This is a genomic window from Ottowia sp., assembly GCF_016703145.1.
Taxonomy (GTDB): Bacteria; Pseudomonadota; Gammaproteobacteria; order Burkholderiales; family Burkholderiaceae_C; genus Ottowia.
On sequence record NZ_JADJCO010000002.1, the window covers coordinates 355,283 to 378,989 of the forward strand.

The 23,707-nt window shown below is 63.7% G+C and carries 23 protein-coding genes and 3 pseudogenes; 23 read left to right on the forward strand and 3 right to left on the reverse strand.

Features of this window, described 5'->3' with window-relative positions:
* Positions 1–142 precede the first annotated feature (142 nt).
* The 12 genes and pseudogenes from IPG65_RS01880 (at position 143) to IPG65_RS01935 (ending at position 13,315) form a co-directional block, all read left to right on the forward strand.
* Complete coding sequence (locus tag IPG65_RS01880) at positions 143–937, forward strand: SDR family oxidoreductase (protein WP_293187601.1); 795 nt, start codon at positions 143–145, stop codon at positions 935–937.
* A gap of 12 nt (positions 938–949) precedes the next feature.
* The gene (locus IPG65_RS01885) at positions 950–2,482 is read left to right on the forward strand and encodes an MFS transporter (RefSeq protein WP_293187602.1); all 1,533 of its coding nucleotides are present in this window, start codon (positions 950–952) and stop codon (positions 2,480–2,482) included.
* A 200-nt stretch (positions 2,483–2,682) separates the two neighbouring features.
* Complete coding sequence (locus tag IPG65_RS01890) at positions 2,683–3,621, forward strand: TerC/Alx family metal homeostasis membrane protein (RefSeq protein ID WP_293187603.1); 939 nt, start codon at positions 2,683–2,685, stop codon at positions 3,619–3,621.
* A 639-nt stretch (positions 3,622–4,260) separates the two neighbouring features.
* Positions 4,261–5,088: a DUF932 domain-containing protein gene (locus IPG65_RS01895; protein ID WP_293187604.1), complete on the forward strand. Its 828-nt coding sequence runs from the start codon at positions 4,261–4,263 to the stop codon at positions 5,086–5,088.
* 65 nt (positions 5,089–5,153) lie between these two features.
* Positions 5,154–5,786: pseudogene (locus IPG65_RS01900) on the forward strand (ParB/RepB/Spo0J family partition protein); the annotation flags it as partial.
* Positions 5,787–5,931: 145 nt separating this feature from the next.
* Positions 5,932–7,479, forward strand: coding sequence for a site-specific integrase (locus IPG65_RS01905; RefSeq protein ID WP_293187605.1), 1,548 nt, complete (start codon positions 5,932–5,934; stop codon positions 7,477–7,479).
* Positions 7,473–8,285 (forward strand): tyrosine-type recombinase/integrase, encoded by an 813-nt coding sequence (locus IPG65_RS01910; RefSeq protein WP_293187606.1) that lies wholly within the window; start codon positions 7,473–7,475, stop codon positions 8,283–8,285. The genes IPG65_RS01905 and IPG65_RS01910 overlap by 7 nt, the downstream gene beginning before the upstream one ends.
* 94 nt (positions 8,286–8,379) lie before the next feature.
* On the forward strand, positions 8,380–9,384 hold the full coding sequence (locus tag IPG65_RS01915) for a tyrosine-type recombinase/integrase (RefSeq protein ID WP_293187607.1): 1,005 nt from the start codon (positions 8,380–8,382) through the stop codon (positions 9,382–9,384).
* Positions 9,385–9,489: 105 nt separating this feature from the next.
* Positions 9,490–10,935: pseudogene (locus IPG65_RS01920) on the forward strand (chromosome partitioning protein ParB); the annotation flags it as partial.
* Positions 10,936–10,998: 63 nt separating this feature from the next.
* Positions 10,999–11,205: a hypothetical protein gene (locus tag IPG65_RS01925; RefSeq protein ID WP_293187608.1), complete on the forward strand. Its 207-nt coding sequence runs from the start codon at positions 10,999–11,001 to the stop codon at positions 11,203–11,205.
* 197 nt (positions 11,206–11,402) lie between these two features.
* Entirely contained in the window at positions 11,403–12,209 is an 807-nt protein-coding gene (locus tag IPG65_RS01930; protein WP_293187609.1) for an aminoglycoside phosphotransferase family protein, read from the forward strand.
* A 791-nt stretch (positions 12,210–13,000) separates the two neighbouring features.
* On the forward strand, positions 13,001–13,315 hold the full coding sequence (locus IPG65_RS01935) for a DUF736 domain-containing protein (RefSeq protein WP_293187610.1): 315 nt from the start codon (positions 13,001–13,003) through the stop codon (positions 13,313–13,315).
* A gap of 130 nt (positions 13,316–13,445) precedes the next feature.
* Here IPG65_RS01935 and IPG65_RS01940 read toward each other — a convergent pair whose 3' ends face one another.
* The 3 genes from IPG65_RS01940 to IPG65_RS01950 form a co-directional block, all read right to left on the reverse strand.
* On the reverse strand, positions 13,446–13,622 hold the full coding sequence (locus IPG65_RS01940) for a hypothetical protein (RefSeq protein WP_293187952.1): 177 nt from the start codon (positions 13,620–13,622) through the stop codon (positions 13,446–13,448).
* A 52-nt stretch (positions 13,623–13,674) separates the two neighbouring features.
* Positions 13,675–14,070 carry a hypothetical protein gene (locus IPG65_RS01945; RefSeq protein WP_293187611.1) on the reverse strand — a complete coding sequence of 132 codons (396 nt, stop codon included), beginning with the start codon at positions 14,068–14,070 and terminating at the stop codon, positions 13,675–13,677.
* 115 nt (positions 14,071–14,185) lie between these two features.
* A complete protein-coding gene (locus IPG65_RS01950; protein WP_293187612.1) occupies positions 14,186–14,479 on the reverse strand; it encodes a helix-turn-helix transcriptional regulator in 294 nt (97 codons plus the stop codon).
* 231 nt (positions 14,480–14,710) lie between these two features.
* Here IPG65_RS01950 and IPG65_RS01955 point away from each other — a divergent pair, with 231 nt between their 5' ends.
* The 11 genes and pseudogenes from IPG65_RS01955 to IPG65_RS02005 form a co-directional block, all read left to right on the forward strand.
* Positions 14,711–15,058: a DUF2958 domain-containing protein gene (locus IPG65_RS01955; protein ID WP_293187613.1), complete on the forward strand. Its 348-nt coding sequence runs from the start codon at positions 14,711–14,713 to the stop codon at positions 15,056–15,058.
* Between the two features lie 341 nt (positions 15,059–15,399).
* The gene (locus IPG65_RS01960) at positions 15,400–16,185 is read left to right on the forward strand and encodes a DUF2285 domain-containing protein (RefSeq protein WP_293187614.1); all 786 of its coding nucleotides are present in this window, start codon (positions 15,400–15,402) and stop codon (positions 16,183–16,185) included.
* A gap of 83 nt (positions 16,186–16,268) precedes the next feature.
* A complete protein-coding gene (locus tag IPG65_RS01965) occupies positions 16,269–16,550 on the forward strand; it encodes a helix-turn-helix domain-containing protein (protein ID WP_293187615.1) in 282 nt (93 codons plus the stop codon).
* Positions 16,551–16,576: 26 nt separating this feature from the next.
* Entirely contained in the window at positions 16,577–17,410 is an 834-nt protein-coding gene (locus IPG65_RS01970; protein WP_293187616.1) for a replication initiator protein A, read from the forward strand.
* A gap of 313 nt (positions 17,411–17,723) precedes the next feature.
* On the forward strand, positions 17,724–18,362 hold the full coding sequence (gene parA / locus IPG65_RS01975; RefSeq protein WP_293187617.1) for a ParA family partition ATPase: 639 nt from the start codon (positions 17,724–17,726) through the stop codon (positions 18,360–18,362).
* Positions 18,359–18,643 (forward strand): chromosome partitioning protein ParB, encoded by a 285-nt coding sequence (locus IPG65_RS01980; RefSeq protein WP_293187934.1) that lies wholly within the window; start codon positions 18,359–18,361, stop codon positions 18,641–18,643. The genes parA and IPG65_RS01980 overlap by 4 nt, the downstream gene beginning before the upstream one ends.
* The gene (locus IPG65_RS01985) at positions 18,640–19,197 is read left to right on the forward strand and encodes a DUF2840 domain-containing protein (RefSeq protein ID WP_293187618.1); all 558 of its coding nucleotides are present in this window, start codon (positions 18,640–18,642) and stop codon (positions 19,195–19,197) included. The genes IPG65_RS01980 and IPG65_RS01985 overlap by 4 nt, the downstream gene beginning before the upstream one ends.
* Positions 19,194–19,781, forward strand: a complete 588-nt coding sequence (locus IPG65_RS01990) for a S26 family signal peptidase (RefSeq protein WP_293187619.1) — start codon at positions 19,194–19,196, stop codon at positions 19,779–19,781. The genes IPG65_RS01985 and IPG65_RS01990 overlap by 4 nt, the downstream gene beginning before the upstream one ends.
* A 379-nt stretch (positions 19,782–20,160) precedes the next feature.
* Positions 20,161–22,140 carry a relaxase/mobilization nuclease and DUF3363 domain-containing protein gene (locus tag IPG65_RS01995; protein ID WP_293187620.1) on the forward strand — a complete coding sequence of 660 codons (1,980 nt, stop codon included), beginning with the start codon at positions 20,161–20,163 and terminating at the stop codon, positions 22,138–22,140.
* A 179-nt stretch (positions 22,141–22,319) separates the two neighbouring features.
* The gene (locus tag IPG65_RS02000; RefSeq protein ID WP_293187621.1) at positions 22,320–23,213 is read left to right on the forward strand and encodes a LysR substrate-binding domain-containing protein; all 894 of its coding nucleotides are present in this window, start codon (positions 22,320–22,322) and stop codon (positions 23,211–23,213) included.
* 45 nt (positions 23,214–23,258) lie between these two features.
* Positions 23,259–23,516, forward strand: a pseudogene (locus IPG65_RS02005) (EexN family lipoprotein); the annotation flags it as partial.
* Positions 23,517–23,707 lie beyond the last annotated feature (191 nt).

Below are 23,707 nucleotides of genomic sequence, written 5' to 3' on the forward strand. Positions count from 1 at the left end.
ACCAGCTCAACCCGGAATATTGTCTCCTGGCGGGAGACACTTTGGCTCATTTTCCGGTCTTTATCTTCAAGACGCCCCATTTGATACTGCGCTCCATCGTCAACGCAGTTACTGCACACGCAGCATCGAAAGGGGTAGCCAAATGAACATCAATCTGAGCGGCAAGACCGCGCTCGTGACCGGCTCGGCAGGCGGCATTGGGTTTGCCATCGCTGAAGGCCTTGCACGTGCCGGGGCATCCGTCGTCCTGAACGGCCTGACCGACGACGAAGTCGGGCAAGCGCTCGCCAAGCTGAAAGACAAGGTTCCGGCGGCACAGGTAACCGGGGTTGCTGCCAATCTTGGCAGTGCCGCAGGCACCGCGACATTGCTGGAGGCTGTGCCGTCCGTTGACATCCTCGTCAACAACGTCGGCATCTACGGCCCCCAGGATTTCTTCGAGACGCCCGATGACGTCTGGACTCGCTTCTTCGACGTCAACGTCATGTCCGGCATCCGCCTCGCCCGCGCCTACGGCTTGGGCATGGTTGCCAAGGGCTGGGGCCGCATTCTGTTTATTTCGTCGGAGTCGGCATTGAACGTGCCGGCCGACATGATCCATTACGGCATGACCAAGACGGCGAACCTTTCGGTATCGCGCGGCTTGGCCAAGCGGTTGGCGGGAACCGGGGTGACGGTCAATGCCATCCTGCCCGGGCCGACCCTGTCGGAAGGTCTGCAATCGCTCCTCAAGGACGAACAGGCGGCCAGCGGTTTGCCCATGGACGAAGTCGCAGCGAAGTTTGTGGCAAAGAACCGTCCTGGCTCCTTGTTGCGCCGCGCAGCCTCGGTCGATGAGGTTGCCAACCTGGTTGTTTACGCCGCCTCCCCGCAGGCATCGGCCACCACCGGCGCCGCGCTGCGCGTGGATGGCGGTGTCGTGGACACGATTGCCTGAAGGAGGCTGATCATGAACACCCTCTCATTGAATACCGATACGCCCAGCGGACGGCAGAGCGTCGTTCTGGCTGTCTGCCTGGCGGCGCTCGTTCTCCCGCTGAGCTTCTCCGGTGCTGCTGTTGGCACTCCGGCCATTGGCCGTGACCTGGGTGGCAGCGGCGTTGCGCTGACCTGGATCACGAACGCCTTCATGCTGACGTTTGGTAGCCTGCTGATGACGGCGGGGACGCTCGCAGATCGCTATGGGCGCAAGAGGATCTTCGTCGGCGGCATGATCGTCTTCGTCATATTTTCCTTGCTGCTGACTTTCGCGCAGTCCGTCTGGCTGGTCGACCTGTATCGCGCGGGTCAAGGGGTAGGCGCGGCCGCAGCGCTTGCGGCCGGCTCTGCCGCAATGGCTCAGGAGTTCGATGGTCATGCCCGCACAAAAGCCTTCAGCATGCTCGGCACCACGTTCGGCGTCGGCCTGGCCTTTGGCCCGATCATCGCGGGCTGGCTCATTGACCAATTCGGCTGGCGCTCGATCTTCGCAACGGGTGCCATCGTCGGCACGCTCGCGCTGGCTTTCGGCATTCCACAACTGAAGGAAAGCCGCGATCCGAATGCGACCACGCTTGACTGGCCGGGTGTCATCACCTTCACCGGTGCGCTCACGCTGTTCACGTTCGGCATCATCCAGGCACCTGAGAGTGGCTGGGGCAGCCTCCTCGTGATCGGCCTGCTCGTCGGCGCCGCCGCGTTGCTCGCCCTGTTCATCGTTGCAGAAAGCCGCGTTGCCCGCCCGATGTTGGAGTTATCGTTGTTCCGCTATCCGCGCTTCATCGGCGTGCAGTTGCTGCCGATCGCCACGGGTTTCGCCTACGTCGTTCTGCTGATCATGCTGCCTTTGCGCTTCGTCGGCATCCAAGGGCAGTCGGAGGTCGAAGCAGGCCTGCTGATGGCCGCACTGTCGGTACCGATCATCATCGTCCCGTCGATCGCCGTCTCACTAAGCCAGCGATTCTCTGCTGGCGTGATATCCGGCATTGGCTTGCTGATCGCTGCCACTGGCGTGCTGTGGCTGGGGCAGATCACACCGGCCAGCGGACTGCTCATCGTCCTGCCGATGTTGATGATTGGTATTGGCGCGGGCTTTCCATGGGGTCTGATGGACGCGCTGTCCGTGACCGTGGTTCCGAAGGAGCGCGCCGGTATGGCGACCGGCATCTTCAACACGACCAAGGTCGCGAGCGAGGGTGTGACTCTGGCAATCGCCAGCGCGATCCTGGCGGGCCTGGGCGGTGCAAGCATCGCCGCCATGGTTGGAGCGAACACCGGCGCGAACGCCGAGGCGTTCCGCGAAGCGGGCCAGCGCCTTGCCACCGGCGACCTTGCGAATGCCATATTGATCGTACCTGAGGTGGGGCGCGATGTCTTGGTCAACAGCTACTTGAGCGCTTTCCAGATGCTGACCTATGTACTGGCCACGGTCGCAATCATTGCCGCGATTGCTTCGTTCTGGTTGCTTTCGGACAAGCATCGTGATGACTCGGTGGCCGAGTAACACTGACCGTGCCTGCTGGACTCCGTTTGCGGCACCGACATCCGCGTTGGGGGGCCTCTGTGGATGTCGCGGCCCGTACGACTCTGATTGTCGTGTAGGAGCACGACCAAGGGCCGCTCGCGAGGTCCGCGGAGGAGTTGCCTTTCCTGTGGCGGTGTGCCTTCGACTACCATCAATGCGTGACGGTAGCCGGAGGCCATATGGATAGTGCTGCAGGGGTCGTGGAGTGGAGCGTGTTTGCGGTGGTCGTGGGCCTTGTGCTGGCGATTGATCTCGTCGCCTCGCGCGGCAAAGAGCAGCCATCGATGCGCGCGGCAATGGCCTGGAGTGGCGTGTGGATAGGGCTCGGGCTCGTGTTCGGCGGCTGGATCGCGTGGCGGCTGGGCAGCGCCGCCGGTGTGTCGTATCTCACCGCTTACCTGCTAGAAAAATCGCTCTCGGTCGACAATCTCTTCCTGTTCCTGCTCATCTTCGAGCAGACGGGCATTCCCGCCAATCTGCAACGACGCGCGCTCTTATGGGGCGTGTTCGGCGCGCTCGTGATGCGCGCGCTACTGATTGGCGCCGGACTGCTGCTTCTCGAGCGCTTTCACTGGGTCATGTACATCTTCGCGGCGCTGCTCGTGTTCTCGGCGCTGCGCATGCTCTTCGGCAAGAATGAGGAGACGCGCTTCGTGGAGAAGAGTTGCGCCCTGTGCACAAGCTGGGTGGGCAAACTTCTGCCGATCCGTCCTTTCACCGAGGGACCGGACTTCCTCGTGCGCCGCAACGGTCGTCTCATGGCCACGCCGCTCCTCGTGGCGCTCGTTGTGATCGAGACAAGCGATCTCGTGTTCGCGCTCGATTCCATCCCTGCAGTGTTCGCTATCACGCGCGATCCGTTCCTCGTGTACACGTCCAATTTGTTCGCGTTGCTTGGCCTGCGCTCGCTTTATTTTGTGCTCGCGGGGGCGATACGCGAGCTGCGTTTCCTGCGCGTCGGACTCGCGGTGATGCTGCTCGTGGTGGCGGCCAAGATCATCGTCGGCGACGCGGTCGCGCTGCCGCCATGGGCGTCGCTCGCGGTGATCGCGGCGATTTTTGGCGCCGCCGTGATTGCATCGCGGGTGTTCCCCGGTTCGGCACCCAGGCAGTCATGAGCTAGCGCCTCGCGTTGAGCCGCTAGTGCTCTCTCTTGTTCTTCCATTTGGCGTACCGCTGCTAAGGCCTCGTTTACTTCGCGACACACCGAGAGCGCCGTCTTGCGATAGGTGAATTGATGTTCAGGCTTCGTGCGTCCCCGGCCACCTGAGAGATGGCCGGTCGCGCTGTCGTGCGCGTAGCGCATCGAGCCTCGCTGCGCGAGTCTCGCCCCTGTCGGGCTTCCATCGTTCCCTCACTCCGTTCGGCTGACGCCTCCGGCCCGGCTTCCAGCTTCGGGCCTGCGCGCTTGCGCTTGCCGTGCGGTCGGCGGTGGAAGGGGCCGTTGCCTGTCCAGCCATCTTTCCTGACTCCATCACCTTGCTCGCGACTGTAGCCCGCGGCCGTGTGCCGTCAAGGCGCGCAGGGCCGTGTCCTCGGCTGCGCCTGCGGGCCGCACCAACCCTGCGCTGGTTTCCTTGACGGCCCCCGTCCGCGCGCTCCCTTTCGTCGCGGGCGATGAACTCAGGAAAGACGGTGGCAACGAGGCCAACCGGGTTCTTCGTGCCGACCGCACCGAACAGCCACGAGGCTGGGCTTCGAATCTAGGAATCCGGTGTGCGGTTTCTTCAAAAGCCAACTTTGTCAGGAGAAAGACCATGCAACTCGCATCCCGTTTCGCCAACCATTCCCCCGCACTGCGTTCCGACTACCCCCTGTCGGATGACCAAATCCGGCGCGTAGCCCCGTCCATCTTCGCGGACGCCCCGCATGAGAGCCGTTCCGAGCGGTACGCCTATATCCCCACGGCCACGGTTTTGACCGAGCTTCGCAAAGAAGGGTTTCAACCTTTCATGGTGTGCCAAACCCGCGTGCGCAGCGATGACCGCCGCGACTTCACCAAACACATGATGCGCTTGCGGCACGCCAGCCAGATCAACGGCGCGGAGGCCAATGAAATCGTCCTTTTGAACTCGCACGACGGCACCAGCAGCTACCAGATGCTGGCCGGATTGCTTCGTTTTGCGTGCAGCAATGGGCTTGTGTTTGGTGACACCTTCGCGGATGTGCGCGTACCGCACAAAGGCGACGTGGCGGGCCAAGTCATTGAAGGCGCCTATGAGGTGCTGCACAGCTTCGAGCAGGTGAAGGAATCGCGCGACCTGATGCGCGGCATCACCTTGGACGATGGCGAATCGGAAGTGTTCGCCCGCGCTGCGCTGGCCCTCAAGTACGACGACCCGGACAAGCCCGCGCCCATCACGGAATCGCAAATCCTGATGCCACGCCGTTTCGAGGATCGCCGCCCCGACCTGTGGAGTGTGTTCAACCGAACCCAAGAAAACCTCACCAAAGGCGGATTGCATGGCCGCTCTGCCAATGGCCGCAGGCAGCAGACCCGACCCGTGCAGGGCATTGATTCCGACATTCGCCTGAACCGTGCCCTGTGGCTGCTGGCCGATGGCATGCGCGCCCTCAAAGCCTGAAACCTTCCCCCGCCGGAGGGGCGGTTCCCCTCCATTTCCTTGTTTCACTTGATTGGAGATTCACCATGAACGCCGTTACCACTACCGAAGCCCGCGCCGTCACCACCGCAGCCAGCAGCGTCGCCAACCTGTTGCAAGCCGCCGACCCGAGCAAGCACATGATTCTGGTGCCGCTGTCGCGGCTGGTGCTGCGCCCTACGGGCCGCAATGTGCGCAAGACCACCCCCCGCATGCCTGTCCCTCAGTTGGCCGCATCTATCCAGCGCGTGGGCCTGCTGCAAAACCTCATCGTGATTCCCGCCTTCGATGGCGAGCATTACGAAGTCGTGGCCGGTGGCCGTCGCCTCGCTGCGTTGAAGCTGCTGGCGAAGAAGCACCGCATCAGCAAGGAATGGGACGTGCCTTGCCTGCAGGTGGCCGATGGCACGGCGCGCACCGCCAGCCTGACCGAGAACGTGCAGCGCGAAGCCATGCACCCGGCAGACCAGTTTGAAGCCTTCGCGGCGCTGGTGGCCGAAGGCCGGCCCATCGAGGACATTGCAGCGGATTTCTCCGTCACGCCGCTGGTGGTGCAGCGCCGCTTGAAGCTCGCCAACGTGTCTCCCCGATTGATGGCCGACTACCGCGCCGACGCCCTCAGCCTTGACCAGTTGATGGCCCTGGCCGGGACGGATGACCACGCGGCGCAGGAAGCCGCGTTATCCCGATAACGACATAAGGCGCTTTATGTGGAGCAGAAGATTATGCCGAGCATGGTCTCCAAGACGTTGATCCACGGGGGCAACCTCTGGAGTCGCTCGGCATAACCATGATCCTTTCTTCCCAACCAGAAGAAGGATCAACATGATCGCCAGTCCGAACCCGACGTTTCATACGTCATCCAGGCATAGCAAGGCAGCCCAGGCCGACGCCTTGCTTGCCGAGTACCTCGACACCCAGCGCGGCTTTCCTTCCTTTGCGACCCGTGCCAGCGCGGCCCGTCATTTCCTGTACTGGCTGCGGTCGCGGCGCATTTCCATTGCTCAGGTAGGGGCCACTGTCGTCGAGCGCTTTGCACGCCATCAATGCCGATGCCAGGGCTTTCACGGACAGGGCTACAGCCCGCAAGAGGCGCAGCGGCCGGGCTACATCACCAATGTCCGGCGGTTCGTTGCCTACCTCGAAGATCGCGGCGCCATACCTGTTCCCGAAGATCATGCGCCAGTTGCAGCTCAACTTCCGGCCTACGGCAACCATCTCATCCTGCGGGGATACAGCAGAGGGACCCGGAGCATGCTTTCTTCCGCTGCCGAGCACTTCGTCCACTGGCTTCGTTTGTCTCGCATTCAAGCGCAGGATGTGGATGGTCGTGATGTCGAACGCTTTGCGCAACACGATTGCAGGTGCTTTCTTTGTCGCAAGCATGGGACCGTGACCGCTTGGGGTGTGGCTGAACGGCGGCGCGGAGCGTCCGCATTGCTTCAATTCCTGCGTGACGGTGGCCTGGTGCCTCCGCTTAGTGTCACAGCGGAGGACCCGCGCCTGACCGATTTCCGGGCGTGGCTTGTCCATCGATGCGGAGTCACCAAGCAGACGGTCGTGCGTTATCTTGCCGAGGCCACGCGCTGGCTACCGTCGCTGGATGCTGACCCGGGTACGTATGACGCCATCACGATTCGCAATGTCGTGCTGGACCAGCCCGCGAACCGATCCCACAAGTCCGTGCAACTGACCGCGATCGTGCTGCGGTCCTATCTCAGGTATCTCGCGGCCAACGATGCGTGCCGTCCCGAACTCATACACGCCGTCCCCTTCGCTCGAGGTCCTCGCAACGCCGGTTTGCCACGGTTTCTGAGCCCGGCAACGATCGAGCAGATCATTGCATCATGTGACGCCAGTACACCAGCAGGACTGCGTGATCGAGCGATCATCCTGCTGCTGGCCCGGCTCGGGATGCGGGCCGGCGACATCTGCCAGCTTGGGCTGTCAGACATTGACTGGACGACTGCGCGGTTGCGCGTAGCTGGCAAGAGCCGAAGGGCGATGCAGTTGCCATTGCCGCAAGATGCCGGGGATGCGTTGTTGGCCTATATCGAGCAAGCTCGCCCGAGCGTACGGGAAGACCACGTCTTTCTGCGCCTTCAGGCACCGCAGGGACCTTTGAAGTCGTCGGCCATCGCTTGCCTCGTCGCAAAGGCCCGCGCTCGCGCCGGTATTGAGGGTGGACCAACAGGATCGCATGTGTTCCGCCATTCGCTGGCGACCTCGATGGTTAGGGCCGGTGCCAGCCTGGAAGCCGTTGGTGCCATCCTTCGTCACCAATCGCCTGAGACGACGGCCATCTATGCCAAGGTCGACGTGACCATGCTGGCCCGTGTCGCCCAGCCCTGGCCGGGAGGTGCACCATGCTGAGCGACGACGTCATCCGCTATGTCGCAATGCGGCGTGGTTTCGGACTCCAGTTCGACGCGCCAGAGCGCATCTTGCGGCAGTTCGCCCGCTATGCAGAGGAGCGTGGAGATCAGCACCTTCTGTCTCACCGCATCTTCGAGTGGTGCCGCAAGGCTTCCACGCCGAACCGGGCACGAACCTTCTACAACGCCATCAGACTCTTCTGTGTCTTTCTCCATGCGGAGGATGTACGCCACGAGCTGCCGCCAGCCGGAGCCTTTGGGCGGCAGTTGCCACGGCCGACGCCGCATCTACTGGACCCTCACCACGTCCGCTCCATCATGGACGCCGCGCTCAAGTTGGGACCCGAAGGGTCGATCAGGCCGCATACGTACCATCATCTCTTCGGCCTGCTGGCCGCGGCTGGCCTGCGCATATCCGAGGCTTTGGCGCTCAAGCGCGGAGATCTCACCGAGGACGGACTCATCATCCGCAATGCCAAGTTCGGCAAGAGTCGGCTCTTGCCGCTTCATCCGACCACGCGGCAGGCGCTGGACCGCTACCTCGCGGTCCGCGCGAAGCTTGGTTCCCATGGCGATGACCTGTTCGTGGTGACCACTGGCCATGCTCCGAATCAGCGCTGCGCACAACAAGTATTCACTCAGCTCCTGCGGCAACTGGGATTGCGTGCGTCGGGTTCAATACCAGGCCGCGGCTGCACGACCTGCGGCACACCTTCGCTGTGCGCTCACTGGAGTCCTGCTCCCACGATCGGCAAGTGGTCGCCAACCACATGCTGGCGCTCAGCACCTATCTCGGGCATGTAGACGTCACGAAGACGTACTGGTATCTCGAAGCGACGCCGGTCTTGATGCGCGACATCGCCCTGGCGGGTGAGCAACTCTTCCGGGGAGAGATGGCATGACAGATCTTGCCCCGCATCTGACTGCGTTCCTGCGAGAGCATCTGCCGCGCGACCGCAACGCCAGTCCTCATACCGTCGCGACCTATGCCCACTGCTTTTCTCTGTTGATCCGGTTCGCCGCCAAGAGGCTCAGCCGCAGACCCTGCGACCTTTGCGTCGAAGACCTCAGTCCGGACCTGGTGCTCAAGTTCCTCGACGACATAGAAGCTGGCCGCGGCAATTGTGCTCGCACACGCAATGCCAGGCTTGCGGCTATTCGAGCCTTCTTCCGCTACCTTGAATACCAGGTTCCGGCTTGCCTTGACCAGGCCGCTCGCATTCGTGCGCTGCCGCAGAAGCGCACCGACACCGCCCTGATCGACTACCTGACGCGCGAGGAGATTCAGGCGCTGTTGGCCGCCCCAAGCACCCACACGACCAACGGCATGCGTGATCGAGCCATGATGCACCTGACCTACGCTGCAGGTCTGCGGGTGGCCGAACTGCTGGCGCTGCGCCTGGACAGCTTTCCTAGCAACTTACTGGCGACGGTCCGGATTGTTGGCAAGGGTCGCCGGGAGCGTGTCCTGCCGCTGTGGCGCGAGACGCAGATGGCGCTGCGGGCTTGGCTCGCTGTTCGCCCCAAAGTACTGGCACCGGAGTTGTTCCTCAACCGCAACGGTGAACCCATGACCCGCGACGGCTTCGCCCATCGACTCGCCCAGCACGTTTCAGTTGCCGCTCAGAAACAAACCTCGTTGCTGCACAAGCGCATCACGCCTCACGTTCTGCGGCATAGCTGCGCCATGCACACGCTCGCGGCCACCGGCGACATCCGCAAGGTCGCGTTGTGGCTCGGACACGCCAACATCACGACAACCGAAACCTACCTGCGCGCCGATCCGGCGGAGAAGCTTGCAGTACTGGCTGCTCACATGCCCCCGTCAGTCAAACCAGGGAAGTTCCGGCCACCATCCGACACCCTCATCGCCATGCTTTCCGAGGTCCGCAACGCGACATAGGCAGAGGTATTACGGCACCACGGTTATGCCGAGCAGATCCAGAGGTTGCCCCCGTGGATCAACGTCTTGGAGACCATGCTCGGCATAATCTTCTGCTCCACATAAGCCGCGTTCTATGACGCGCCAACGTGGCAGCGTAGCCCGTCCGCGTTGCGTGACCGTTTGACGGAACGCGAGATTGACGCCTACCGCCATCCGCTGGTGCGCTTCGTCGGGCTGGACGCCTACGAGCAGGCGGGCGGCGGTGTTCGCCGTGACCTGTTCGCGGAAGGCGATGCGGGCGTGTACCTCAACGATGCCGCATTGCTGGAGCGGCTGGCGCAAGACCGGCTGACAGGTATTGCCGCCGAGGTGAAGGCCGAAGGCTGGGCATGGGTGGATGCCGCGCCCGCCGCCACGTATGCCGACCTGCAAGCCTTCCAGCGTGCCCCGAGGGAGCGCCGCGCGCCGAACAAGCGCGAAGCGCAGCGCATCGAGAAGCTGCAAGCCAAGATTCAGGAAGTAGCCGAAGCGGTGGATGCTGCGATGGACGCCGAAGACGAAGACAAGGCCGACGCGCTGCAAGAAGAAGGCGAACGGCTGGGAGAGCAGTTGCAGACGCTGGAAGACGGTTTACAGGGGTACGACGCGAGCGTAAAGGCCGCAGCCGGTGCCATCGTGACCATCGACCGCAACGGCGAGGCCGTGATTCATCGCGGCCTGCTGCGCGAGGCAGAGGCCAAGGCGCTGCGCACGCTGGAGCGGCTGCGCCAAGGGTTCGGTAGCGCGGAAGGTGAAGCCGAGAACGACGACGACGGCGAGGACCACGAAGCGCCCAAGGCCGCTATCTCTGATCGGCTGGCCCAACGGTTGAGCGCCCACCGCACCGCCGCGCTGCAAATTGAAGTGGCCCGGCATCCGCAAGTGGCTCTGGCTGCGCTGGTGCATGGCATGGTGCAAACCGTCTTGCAGGAACGCCACTATGGGCATGACCTGCCGCTGGGCGTGCGCTTGACGGTGCAAGACCGGCTAGAAGGCATGGCCCCGGACTGGCCTGAATCACCCGCCGCCGTGGCGCTGCGCGAGATGCAACAGGTAGCAGGTCTTGCCCTGCCCGAGGACAGCGCCGAACTGTTCGCCGCGCTGCTGGCGATGGAGCAAGGCGAACTGGTCAAGCTGCTGGCCGTGTGCGTGGCGTCCACGGTGGACGTGGTGACGCCCCGCGCCACGCCGCACCAGCCCGGCGAGGAACTGGCGCAGGCCGTGGGCCTCGACATGGCCGCATGGTGGAAGCCAACCGGCGAAGGCTACTTCAAGCATGTTTCCAAGGCCGTGATTCTGGATGCCGTGGGCGCGTTTGCACCGGAATCCGTCACCCGGCTGGCGAAGCTCAAGAAGGCCGACATTGCCAGCGAAGCCGAGCGGCTGGCGAACGGAACGGGCTGGATGCCTGCCATCTTCAAGGTTGTAGGCACGCAGGAAGCCACGCAGGCGGAACCACAGGAGCAGGACGACGCCCCGGAGGATGCCGAGGCAATGGTGGATGAACCCGCCGTGGCGCTGGCTGCTTGACCTGCGCCGATAGCAAGCGCCCCGGCCTTAAACCGGGGCGCTTCGCTGGAAGGAGTAGACCCCATGACCCGCACCACCAGCCGCCCGCGCATGGCGGCGATCTATGCCCCCGGCACGGTACGCGCCCGCCGCTGGCACGGCGATGGCGACGTGCGCGGCTACCGTCCCCCTTTGGGCTGGTCAGCCCGCGCCGACCTGACCGACATTCACCCCATCACGGGCCGCGCCTTGCGGCGTGCCGTGTGGTGGCTCATCGAGACGAAGGAATAACCGCGCCCAGGGCGCGGTGGACGCAAAATCCGGGCGCGGCAGTGGCCGCGCCCGGTGTTCAAGAGCAACAGCCACATCGGAATATCGCCGCTTTCGCGGTGGCTCAGGCGATGGCATCTATTTCTGGTGCCCCACACTGGATATGTCAAACTTTCAGACAGCGATCCGGGAAAGCCTAATGAATTGAATTGGAATCCATGTTTGAGAAATATCTGAGGCGATGGAATCTGGAGATAGATGGTGATTCCTTTGCCTCGCAAAGCGGCCATCTCCTTCCGGTGCGTCAGCACGGTGTGCCTGCCATGCTCAAGATTTCTTCCGAGGCCGAGGAGTTGGCAGGAAACCGTCTGATGGTGTGGTGGAAAGGGAATGGGGCCGCTCCTGTCCTGGCCCACGATGGCGAAGCCCTGTTGATGGTGCGCGCGCAAGGTTCGGCCTCGCTTGCGCAGATGGCAACAAGGGGGCATGACGGCGACGTGACGCGCATCCTGTGCGCCACGGCCTCGCATCTGCACAGGCCACGTCCTGAGCCTTTACCCCCTTTGGTTCCGTTGACGCAATGGTTCAATACGCTGCTGATTGCGGCTCCCGCGCATGACCGCTTTTGGGGCCGCTGCTCACGCACGGCCCACGAACTGCTGGCGTCGCCGCGCGACGTAACCGTGTTGCACGGCGATATTCATCACGGCAATGTGCTCGACTTTGGCGAGTTGGGTTGGTTGGCGATAGATCCCAAGGGCTTGTACGGCGAAAGAGCATTCGACTATGCCAACATCTTTTGCAACCCCGACGGTGAAAGTGACTTGGCGCAGGACAACTTCAGTCGCCGCATCGAACTCATCACAGAAATTGCTGGCATTGAGCGTCAGCGGCTTCTGCAATGGGTACTCGCATGGACGGGCTTATCGACGGCCTGGATGCTCGAAGATGGCAGCGACGGAGATATAGGGAGCCGACTCGACATCGGACGGCTCGCTGCCACCGCGCTCGGCTTCGCGGATTGAACATCCGGGCGTGTCGGCGCAAGCGCCGCCGGGCTATTGGGCTGTGCCCCGCGCCGACTTCGCCGTCACGGCCATTCGGCAGCTATCCCTCACGCCTTCGCGCCTGCGGCGCTGCGCGCTTCGCTTGCCTCCGGGGGAAAGCCCAGTGGGCTATCCCCGCCGCGCATGGCTTGGCGCCCCTGATGGAGAGCCGAACCGGCAGCGCCGGATCGGCCAGGACAGCGCCCCGTCGCAATGGGCAGGGTACGGCAGATACGCCGTGGTTTGCTGCGGCAGGTTGTGTGAATGCGTGCCGTCCTCGACGCTGGCGGGTCTCGCCCATCACGTCACGAAGGACGGTTTACGAACACGGTACCCGGCCTCACTATGGCGCATCCATCCCACACTTCAAGCACAGCGCCGCAAGGTGCGGCGAGGCGTTCTCGCCCTGGTCGGTTGGGGGTGGCTCTTGCCCGTGTCAGAGGCGTGCCAGTGCAGCCTTCATGCAGGGATGCCGAGTCGGCCCTGTCTCCTTTCGGAGTGGTTCGGCCCAAGGCGTCCTTGTGTTGTCGTGAATCCTGGCGGTGGCGCGGCTGCGCCTCGGGCTTCATGGCTGCAACCGTCCTGCGAAAACAATTTCCCCTGCTTTGTCACTGCGTTCGGCGCATTCCTCGCGGGCCAAATTCTTTTCGCCTCCCGGCTCTCCACTGCGTTGCGACCGCAAGCGGTGCAGCCAGCCCGTCCCCCGCCGGCCGGATCACAACAAGGACGCGATGGGCGCGAACCTTGTTCAACCGAAAGAGGAACTCATCATGGCCAACATCGGCACCTTCACCGCAGACAAAGACGGCTTCACCGGCACGCTTCGCACCCTGACGCTCAATGTCAAGGCCAAGCTAGTACCCAACGACAAGGGCGGCAATGAGAACGCCCCGGACTTCCGCATCCAGGCTTCGAGCATGGATGTGGGTGCGGGGTGGAAGAAAACCAGCGAGGCCGGCCGAGCCTACGTGTCCTGCACCCTTGATGATCCTTCGTTCCCGGCAACGGTCTATGCCCGCCTGATCGAAGGCGAGGACGGCACGCACGACCTGATCTGGTCGCGCAACAAGCCCCAGGCGGCCTGACGGCCGCGACGCCCCGCCCATCGCGGCGGGGCACTGTGCTGCTTGCGCAGCACTGCATGGGCACCAACCCCAGCGTGTTGCCGCTGGGGCCGGGCAATACAAGGGCCAAGGCCCCCCCGACCCGAGATGCTCAGCGTTTCACGTAAGCGCCTTCAACCTGCTGCACCAATCCCATGGCAAAGCGGCCATGGCCGACAGACCAGTCCGAGTAATCGTCCTGTATGAAAATCAGGATGTCCGTCGGATTCACCTGGGCTTTGGCTTCAAGGTTCTGCGCGATGGCCATCGTCGGCATCGCGCTGGTCATGTGCGGTGTCGCATGTGACGGGCGGGCGAAGCCGCGTTAGGTCCCTCTGCCATTACGGCAAACCTCTAAGCCGAGCCGCAACGTAGGGCGCAGCCGCGGTGACCAGTAAAACGCCCGGCCAGATGTTGCCATCCTTGAACGTGTAGGCCTCCAGAATGGTGGCCCACGGCTTGCCCTGAAACCGACCGAATGAAAGTTCGAAGACGAGGGTGAGGACCAGCCAAAATACGCCGATCCCGATGAGTTGCGCTGGCCGGTGAACCCCCAGCCATGGCAAGGCAAGAAAGGTGATGACCAGAATCAAGGCGGAAAGCAGTACCCCACTCAGAAAGAATCCGGGAGCCTTGCCGAGATGAGGGATGAGAACGCCTTCACGCAGAGCGCCGTTGGCAACGGCGCAAAAGAGGATGGCGAGCCAAATGGTGAGTGACTTTGCTATGAGTGCCATTGCCAGTCCAATAGCGCTTGATGCTCCAGTTCAGCAGCGGACCGATTCATGCTCCCCGTCAGCTGCAATCCTGTCTCCAGCTTACGCTTGTTCGACCAGACTGGCTCGCATCTGACTACGGCACACTGCCTTCCTTCGCCACCGCTTCCAGCTCCCGCCGCACCTGTGCAAGAAGCTGTTCGGCCTGTTTCTGGCTCTTACCCGCGTAGGCCAGCGTCAGCAGCGTGAGCGGGTGCACCTCCATGACCTCGCACAGCTCGGCCAGCTTGTTCAAGGTGGGGCTTTTGAGGTCGCGCTCCAGCGAACTCAGATAGGTGCGGCTGGACACGTCCGAGAAGGCTTCCTGGCTCAGACCCCGTGCTTTGCGGATGGTCTTCAATGCCTCCGACAATGTGTGTTTCGCTGCCAACCTTGGATCTCCCTGAAATCCAAGATGACATCCGATTGCGCTCTTTAGAGCTACAACCTATAGTGTTCGCTTTTGCTGGTTTGCCGCTTTTGTGCTTTTACAGAAATCCGCATTTACGAGTTTCAAAAAAGGCGCGAAGTAACGGAACCGCATCCGTGGTTTTCTTTGAATCCGCCAAAGTGGCTTTGCGCTTTCACGCTTTTGCGGATTCGTGCAATGAAGGGATTTGTCATGAACCGACTCATCACCGACGAGGAACGCACACAACTGCTGGCCCACGGCCAGGCCCGAGCCGCCGGTCAGGCCATCGACCCGCTGCCCGTGGTGCGGCTGTTCACGCCGGACGCCCATGCCACCTGGCTGCTGGCCGCGCTCAATCCCACTGACGGCGACTCCGCTTGGGGAGTTATGGACGTGGGCATTGGCATGCCCGAGTTAGGGCACATAAAGCTGAGCGATTTGGCCTCGATCGTCGGACCGCGCCAGCAGCCCGTGATGCGGGATCGGTATTTCAAAGCGGTGCGCCCCCTGTCGGAGTACCTGCGGCTGGCTCAGGAGAACGGTTCCGTCGTGGACTGAGCCGCTCGCGCCCCGGCCAAGCCGGGCGCATTGAGACTATTTCCGTCTTGCTCCAGACCGGGCCGGTCTGAATCCGCACTCTTGCGCACAAGCACTGCGCTTGTGCTGGAAACAGTCACGATCTTCTCTGCGGGTTGCGGCACGGTGGTGTCTGCCGCATGGCATTTTTGGGGTCATGCGGCCGTCGCATTCGGACAGATTCCGCAATACACCGGAGCCAATCGGTCTTGACTACCCATGATGACAGCGCACCCCGATTCTGATGATGTTTTGACCTTGATGCGATAGCTCCGTGGTTCTCGCCGTGGCGACGTTCCTGAACCTCTACAGGAGCTATCGTCATGGTTGATCCCCAGCTTTACGCGCACCACCACGCGCACTGGTATCCCACCGCCGCCTACCTCTACGTCTTGGGCCTGGATGCACTCGCGCTGGCCTGGGAGTACCTGCGCCGCCACCCCGACTACCGACTCGACTGGCTGCGCCGGCATCGCCGACCACGAGCTGCACCCCCAGCGGCACACCGCTGGGGCCTGCGCCTGCTGGAAGACCCGGCCTTGGATGCGCGGGACGCGCAACCGGCCTGGCTGCCCGGCCACGCTGCCGTGGTGCAGCTCTACCCGGATGCCGACCCGCCCGTGGATGCCGAGCCCTTTGCGTTCTGGCGCATTCCCGGGCACAAGCAACTGATCCACGACGGCAAGGGGCTGGCGCTGATCGCGCGCAGCCCTGGCCGTTGCATGCGCTTCGCGCTGGCGCCGGGCGTGGAAGATGGCATGGCCGTGGCCTATGCCCATCGTGGCGGAGCGAACGCGCATCTACGTGGCGGCCTGACCACTGACGCAGCACCCATGGCCCGGCCCAGGCCGCCACCTGCCGCCTTGCTGGAACTGCACACCTTGCAGGCGCTCGACGCCACCCTCGCGGGTGCGTCCTTGCACCAGATCGCCGAAGGCTTGTTTGGCGAGGAGGCGGCGGCCGATTGGTACGCCGATGGCGGCCTGCGCTCCAAGGTGCGCCGACTGGTTCGGCGCGGCGATGCGTTGATGCGCGGCGGCTACCGCTGCCTAGCACAACTTTCGCCACTTGAGAAGGGTCGTTTTGAAGACGACGCAAAACGACCCTGAGCAAGAGGGCTTCGTTTTCTGAGACTGCCTCCATCCGGTTGCGCTGTGTGGCCGGAGCTTTGAAAGCTATGGAGGTTCTCACCATGCGTCCTGCTCCCTTGCGGCCCGCTGCCGCCCCGACAACTACTGCTGCGCAACCCCAGCGCTATCTGACCAACGACGAAGCCGCAGACTATCTGCGGCTGTCTCCACGCACGCTGGAGAAACAGCGCGTGATGGGGGGCGGCCCGAAGTTCCGCAAGTTCGGCCGGCGCGTCATGTACGCCGTGGCCGACCTCGACGCCTGGGCCGCAGAGCGCAGCTTTGAGAGCACGTCCGACCCCGAGTACGCCGAGCAGCACTCGGCGGACAGCCGTGCGCGCTGATCGGTGGTGCGCGGGTGGGCTTCGCCATGTCCAAACCCTCGCAGGAACGCGAACAGCTCGATCTGTTCCGCGCCCTGCCGGGCGACATGGCGCCGCGCGACAGCCAGGACCTGATGGCCTTCCCGTTCTTCTCGCTGGCGAAGTCGCGGCGTATTGCGCCGATCGACTTCCGCGCCAGCGGCATCACGATCCGCGTGGAGGGAACACAGGAACATGGCATCGCCACGATCTGGGATGCGGACATCCTGATCTGGGCGGCCAGCCAGATTGTGGAAGCGCGCGATGCGGGCCTACGGCCATCGCGCCTGATGCAGGCCACACCCTACGAGATCCTGCGCTTCATCGGGCGCGGTACGTCGCTGCGCGACTACCAGCGCCTCAAGGCGGCGCTGGATCGCTTGCAATCCACGACAGTGGCCACGTCCATCCGGGAGACCACGGGAAGACGGCTGCACCGCTTCTCGTGGATCAACGAGTGGAAGGAGCTGGCCGATACCCAGGGCACGCCCTTGGGGCTGGAGCTGATCCTGCCGGACTGGTTCTATGGGGGCGTGCTGGATGCGGCACTGGTGCTGACCATCGACCCGGCGTATTTCCGGCTCACAGGCGGCATCGAGCGCTGGCTGTACCGGCTGGTGAGGAAACACGGCGGGCGCCAGGATGCAGGTTGGCAGTTCGACTTCCGGCATTTGCACCGCAAGTCCGGCAGCACGGCCAAGCCCTACGACTTCGCGTGCGATCTGCGCGCCCTGGTGGCGCGGCAGTCGCTACCTGGCTACGTCCTGGGCATCGAACGGATGCCGGACGATGGAATGGAGTTGCTGACGTTCCGGCCCGTGCCGCCCACGGCACGGGGATAAACGGTGTGCAGCCTGTGGACGGGCTCGTGCTATCAGGCGTGCCAGGTATCGTGCTATCAGGCGTGGGACTATCGTGCTATCAGGCGTGCCAATCGCCCGCAAAGCCAATGCGGGCGCGGGTTTCGGCCTCCCTTAACTTACCTAACTTAAATACTCTAACTTTTAGTAGAGGCGCCGCGCCCCGGTGGACAACCACCAAAAGGCAAAACGCACCGCAGCCAAAAAGGCAAAAACAAGCCCCAGACCAAACCCAACACCAACCCCGTTCTGCAGAGCGACACCGGGCCACCTTTCCAGACCGGAGGGCCGCGCCATGATCGTCGCGCTGCTCAACCAGAAAGGCGGCGTGGGCAAGACCACGCTTGCCACGCACATCGCCGGCGAGCTGGCGATGCGGGGGCAATCGGTCATCCTGCTGGATGCCGACCCGCAGGGTTCGTCGCTGGACTGGACGCAGCGCAGAAGCCAGCAAGGTCTTCCAAGGCTGTTCAGCGCCGTGGGCCTGGCACGCGAAACCCTGCATCAGGAAGCGCCAGAACTCGCCAGGCGGGCTGATCACGTCGTCATTGATGGACCACCCAGGATTGCGGCCTTGGCGCGCTCTGCGCTGCTGGCGGCCGACCGGGTGCTGATCCCAGTGCAGCCCAGTCCCTACGACTTGTGGGCCAGCGCCGAGATGGTCGCGCTGATCCGCGAGGCGCAGGTGTTCCGGCCTGCTCTGCGCGCGGCCTTCGTCATCAACCGGCGCGTCAGCACCACCGTGATTGGGCGCGAAGCACGGCAGGCGCTCGCCGACCAGCCGCTGCCTGCGCTACGCGCGGAAGTGCATCAGCGCATCGTGTTCGCCGACAGCGTGGCCGCTGGCCGGCTCGCCCGCGAGACGGCGCCCGACAGCGCCGCTGCGCGAGAAATCACCGCCCTGGTGGACGAACTGCTGCGGTGGCCGACATGACCGCGAAGCCGCCCCCCAACAGCAAACGCGCAGTCAAGCGCGTCGGCATCGGCGCGCGTCCGCCCGCGAATCCGCACGCCGAAGCGTGGATTCGCCAAGGCGATGCCGATGCACTCAACAAGGGCGACACCTACACCGCCCGCCTGACCCTCGACATCACGCCCGCCATGCGCGCGCGCATCAAGGTATCGGCCTTCACGCAAGGCGTGACGGTGGCCGACCTGCTGCGCGCGCTACTGGAGCGGGAGTTTCCAGAACACCGCAGGGAGAACAGGCCATGAACGCATCCGCTTTGCCTGCCGCCGCATCTGTTGCCATCGCGACCACGGCGGCACCGCCGCCATCTCTCACTGCACACGCGGTGCGGCCCCCTTCAACGCCGCTGACGCGCGTTGCGTTGGCCTACGTGGAGCACCGGATCAAGCTCTACCTGCGCTTTGGTGAGCCTGCGCGCACGCTGCGGCTCGACCGCTGGCGCAGCGTAGCCGTGTTCGTACCGAGCGCGATGTTCTGTCGCATCCGCTGGCAGGCCAACGACTACGGCACCGTGCGCTGGCAGCTCATGGTGATGCAGGCTTGCACGCCGCTCGATGCGGCGCAGCGCATCCCCGGCGTGCAGCCGGGCGCGCGCCTGCTGCTGCACGCCGAGGGCGACAACCAGGTCCGCGCCGTGCTGGAGTGCATCGACGCCATCGAGGCGCTGGGCATCGCGCCGGTCGGCGTCTCGCCCGCGTACTGGCGCACGCTGGGCAACCGGCTCGCGGCGCGCTTGCCGCTGCCCGAATACACCGTCGAGCGGCATGCCGCCTGGCTGACCGGGAGGGTGTCGCCATGACCACCGTAGCAGCACTCATTTCTCGCTCGCCTGCGCACTCACGTTGGCGTGCTCGCCTCGTGCTGGCTGCACTGTCCGTCTGCGGCCTCGCTGCGCTGGCCTGGGCGGCTTTCATGCAGCCGCTGCCGCGCCTGGTTTACAACCCGTCCGACAGCGTGGCGGTCGGCTGGTATCGCGTGGAACCGCTTCACGGTCATCCCGGCTCGCTGCCACGACCCTTGTCCGTGGGCAGCATCGTGCTGACCCGCTTGCCTGCCGACGCTGCCGCGCTGGCTGCGCAGCGCGGCTACCTGCCGACGCGCGTGCCGCTGCTCAAACGTGTGGGCGCGGTCGCGCCGCAGCATGTGTGCGTGTTCGATGCGCTGGTGTGGATCGACGGCGTGCCGGTGGCCGCCGTTCGCCCTGCCGACCGGCTGGGCCGCGCGCTGCCATCTTGGCCGCAGTGTCGGCAGCTTGGTCCTGGCGAACTCTTCCTGCTGAGTAGCACCAACCCGGCGTCGTTCGACAGCCGGTATTTTGGGCCGGTCAGCGCGTCCGCCGTGATCGGCGTGGCGCATCCGGTCTGGCTGGAGTCACGACCATGATTTCCCCCATTTCGCTGCATGCAATCGCACATGGCCTCGTGCTATCGGGCGTGTCGTCGCCATGTCGCCGCGCATGGCGTGCCTGTGCTTTCGCACGGCACACCGCGCAGCATGCGGCCCTGCATTCCATGCAGCCGCCCCACGTGCAGGCGTCGTCACCGGGCCGCGATTGCCGGGAGCGAATGCGGGAGGCAAATGCGGAAGGCAAGATTGAAGGGTGCGGCACCACGGTGCGCACCAAGCCAGTCTGCACGTGGGTTTGGGGCGGCACGCGCCCCAGGGCGCCTTCGTGCCGCCCACAGCCCCCATGCCTTGCGGTCATTGGGAATTCCGTGTGCCGCATCCGCTCGGGCGCGCTGGGCTTGTCCGGAGCCGCATCATGAGCCAACGTGGAAACTCCAATGGCGATGACCGTTTCCGCGTGCGGCCCGGCAAACCCAGGCAGCGCGGCGACACCTTCATTGCGCAGGTGCTGCGCCAGACCAGCAAGGCAGCGGGCGCCACGGGTGGCAAGCGTGGAATGGGTGGCAAAACCACTGGCAAGGCTCCCGGTTCGCGCCTGGGGCGCGGCCATGTGGCTGCGCGGTTCACGGGTCAGTCGCTGACGGCCCATTCGCGCCGGGCCACGGTCAAGGTGCGGCTCGTGTACTTGCAGCAGGCCAGCGGCCGATCTACCGTGCAGCATCTGCGCTACATCGAGCGCGAAGGCGTGGATCGTCAGGGTGGGCCGGGCCGTTCCTATGGGCCGTTGACTGACGAGGCGGACACCGCTGCGTTCGAGGAGCGCGGCCGAGGCGACCGCCACCAGTTCCGCTTCATCGTCTCTCCCGAGGACGGGGAGCAGCTTGAAGACCTGCGCACCTATACCCGCCACCTGATGGGCCGCATGGAAGCCGACCTGGGCACCCGGCTGGACTGGGTGGCGGTCGATCACTGGAACACCGACAACCCACACACCCATGTGGTGCTGCGCGGCAAGGACGACACCGGTAAGGATCTCATCATCTCGCAGGAGTACATCACCCGCGGGATGCGCGAGCGCGCGATGGAGCTGGCGACCGAATGGCTGGGGCCGCGCACCGAGCTGGAGATTCAGCGCACCCTGGCCCGCGAGGTGGAACAGGAGCGCTGGACCTCCCTGGATCGCAGCTTGCAGCGCGAGGCCGTGGACGGTCTGGTAAAGATCGAACGCTTCAACGATCCCAAGCTGCAACGCCAGCGCCTACTGCTGGTCGGGCGCCTGCAGCACTTGCAGCGCATGGGGCTGGCGACCAAAACCCAGCCTGGAACCTGGGCCGTGCATGCCGAGGCCGAGCCCACTCTGCGGGCTATGGGCGAGCGTGGCGACATCATCCGCACCATGCAACGGGCGATGGGCGGCCAGCGGCGTGACCTGGCCGTGTTCCAGTCGGGTGAGGATGGGCACTCCGTCATCGGCCGCGTGGCGGGCAAGGGCCTCGCCGACGAGCTGTATGACCGGGGCTATCTGGTGGTCGATGGCGTTGACGGCAAAGCCCACTATGTGGCGTTGCCACCCAGGACGGAGCTGGAGCAGTACCCTATGGGCGCGGTGGTCGAGGTCAAGGGTTCAGTCGACATACGCACGGCGGACAAGAACATTGCCGCGCTGGCGAGCGATGGCCTGTACCGTACCGATCATCACTTGGCGATTGCACAAGGCCAGGCCAAGGATGGCCGCGATCCGCAGGAGGTCATCGCGGCCCATGTCCGCCGCTTGGAAGCCCTGCGCCGCGCGGGCATCGTGGAACGCGTGGCAGAAGGACTATGGAAGGTGCCCGGTGACCTGCCTGAGCGTGGTCGCCAGTACGACGCGCAGCGCCTGGGCGGCGTGGCCGTCGAGCTCAAATCCCACCTGCCCATCGAGCGCCAGGCCCGCGTGATCGGCGCCACCTGGCTCGACCAGCAGTTGATCGGTGGTGGCAAAGGTTTGGGTGATCTGGGCTTTGGCAGCGAGGTCAAGGAGGCGCTGCAAAAGCGCGCCGACTTCCTCGCAGAACAGGGACTGGCCGAGCGACGCGGACAGCGTGTGATCCTGGCGCGCAACCTTCTGGGCACGCTGCGCAACCGGGAACTAGCCCAGGCCGCGAAAGACATTGCTGCCGCCACGGGCCTGGAGCATCGGCCCGTGGCAGACGGCCAGCGTGTGGCCGGCATCTACCGGCGCTCCATCATGCTCGCCAGCGGACACTACGCGATGCTCGATGACGGCATGGGATTCAGTTTGGTGCCATGGAAGCCGGTGATCGAGCAGCGGCTGGGGCAGCAGATCGCCGCGACGGTGCGGGGCGGCGGGGTGGCGTGGGAGATTGGAAGGCGGCGTGGAGTGACAGTTGGATAGGTGGTCGGTTGACCTTGGCCCCGGTTGTTTTAGTGATGAATGCCATATCTCCATCCGCAACTCAAATTGGAGCGCGCAGGGAGACAAAGAAACTCCAGAATTCATCTTTATCCCGAACGGTTCCACAACAACAATCCCCAAGAGGCTCAACATCAACAGTGGGTCCGGGAGTGTGAGAAATGGAGCTAAGACATCTACGTAGTTTTCTTGCTGTGGCGGAGGAGTTGCACTTCGCGCGTGCGGCCGAGCGACTTCACATGGAGCAATCACCCCTGTCTCGGGCTATCAAAGAGCTGGAGGAGGAATTGGGTGCACAGCTATTTGTCCGAACTTCCCGCAGTACGCGACTGACCCGAGCCGGCAAACTGCTGTCGGAGCACGTGCCGCGAATTTTTACCGCTCTTGAACAGGCGCGTGAAATTGTGAAGTCTGCTGCCAATGGCTTTCATGGGCAGTTGCGCATTGCCTTGTCCGATGGCATCACGCCGTCACGCCTTCCTGCACTGCTGGCGCGCTGCCGTGAGGAGGACCCAGAAATCGAAATCCGTCTGTTCGAAGTGTCACTGGCTCAGCAGATCAAAGGGCTGCATGATGATCTCTACGACGCGGGATTTTCGATGGCAGATGAGGTGGGCGACGGCATCCTTGTAGAGCCGGCCTGGGAGGATGAATTGATGGTGGCAGTGCCAGCGCGACATCCTGTTTTGTCTCATAAGCAGATCCCACTGGAAGAAGTTCTGCGTTATCCCTTGGTGCTCGGTGACCCTGCCATTTGCGAGGGTCATGCACGTCAGGTTGACCGGATTCTGCGTCGGCAAGACAAGGAGCCGCTGATCGTTCAGCGCGTTGCGACCTTCGATGTGATGATGACGCTGGTATCGGCGGGCTTGGCTCTGGGGCTCGCAGGAGCGGCGCATATTGCTTCCAGCCGCGAGCCCGATGTGGTGGGTCGCCCTCTTGCAGGCAGACCTCCGACACTAACCACCTATTTGTTGCGGCGGGATGCGGAACCATCACAGGCGCTGGCGCGCTTCATAGAACGGCTGGCCGCTCTTGGGTCAGACGACGAATAACGCGCTGCCCGATTCCCTAGACGCAATACCCAGGAGTATCACGTTATGAGTCCGAACAAGATCGTCACTCTCCTGACGCTGGCGGTATCGCTGGCATCCTGTGGGAAGTCATCTCCTCCCGTCGAGACGGTGGAATCTCTCGCGGCCGATCCCGGACGACTCAAGGAACTGCGCCAGCAGTGCAAGCTGGATCGGGCCAAACTGGGCGATGCGTTGTGCAACCGGGTCGCTGAAGCCACGCGCCGACGCTTCGTGGGTGATGGCAAGGTGCCATACACCCCATCCAAAGAACCGCCCAAGTTCCAAGTTCTGATTGTCTGCTGCCTGCAACGCAGTTCTTTTTTCTCGTTCGATACGCCGCAATGCGCTTTCGCCTGCGGCGTTTTTACTGTGTCCCCTCCTGCCTGAAACGATGCTTTTTGCGGCATCTACATTCCGATAACGGTCTTTGACCGTCACTCCCCACGGCACTGATCCTGAAGCCTGCGGCACGT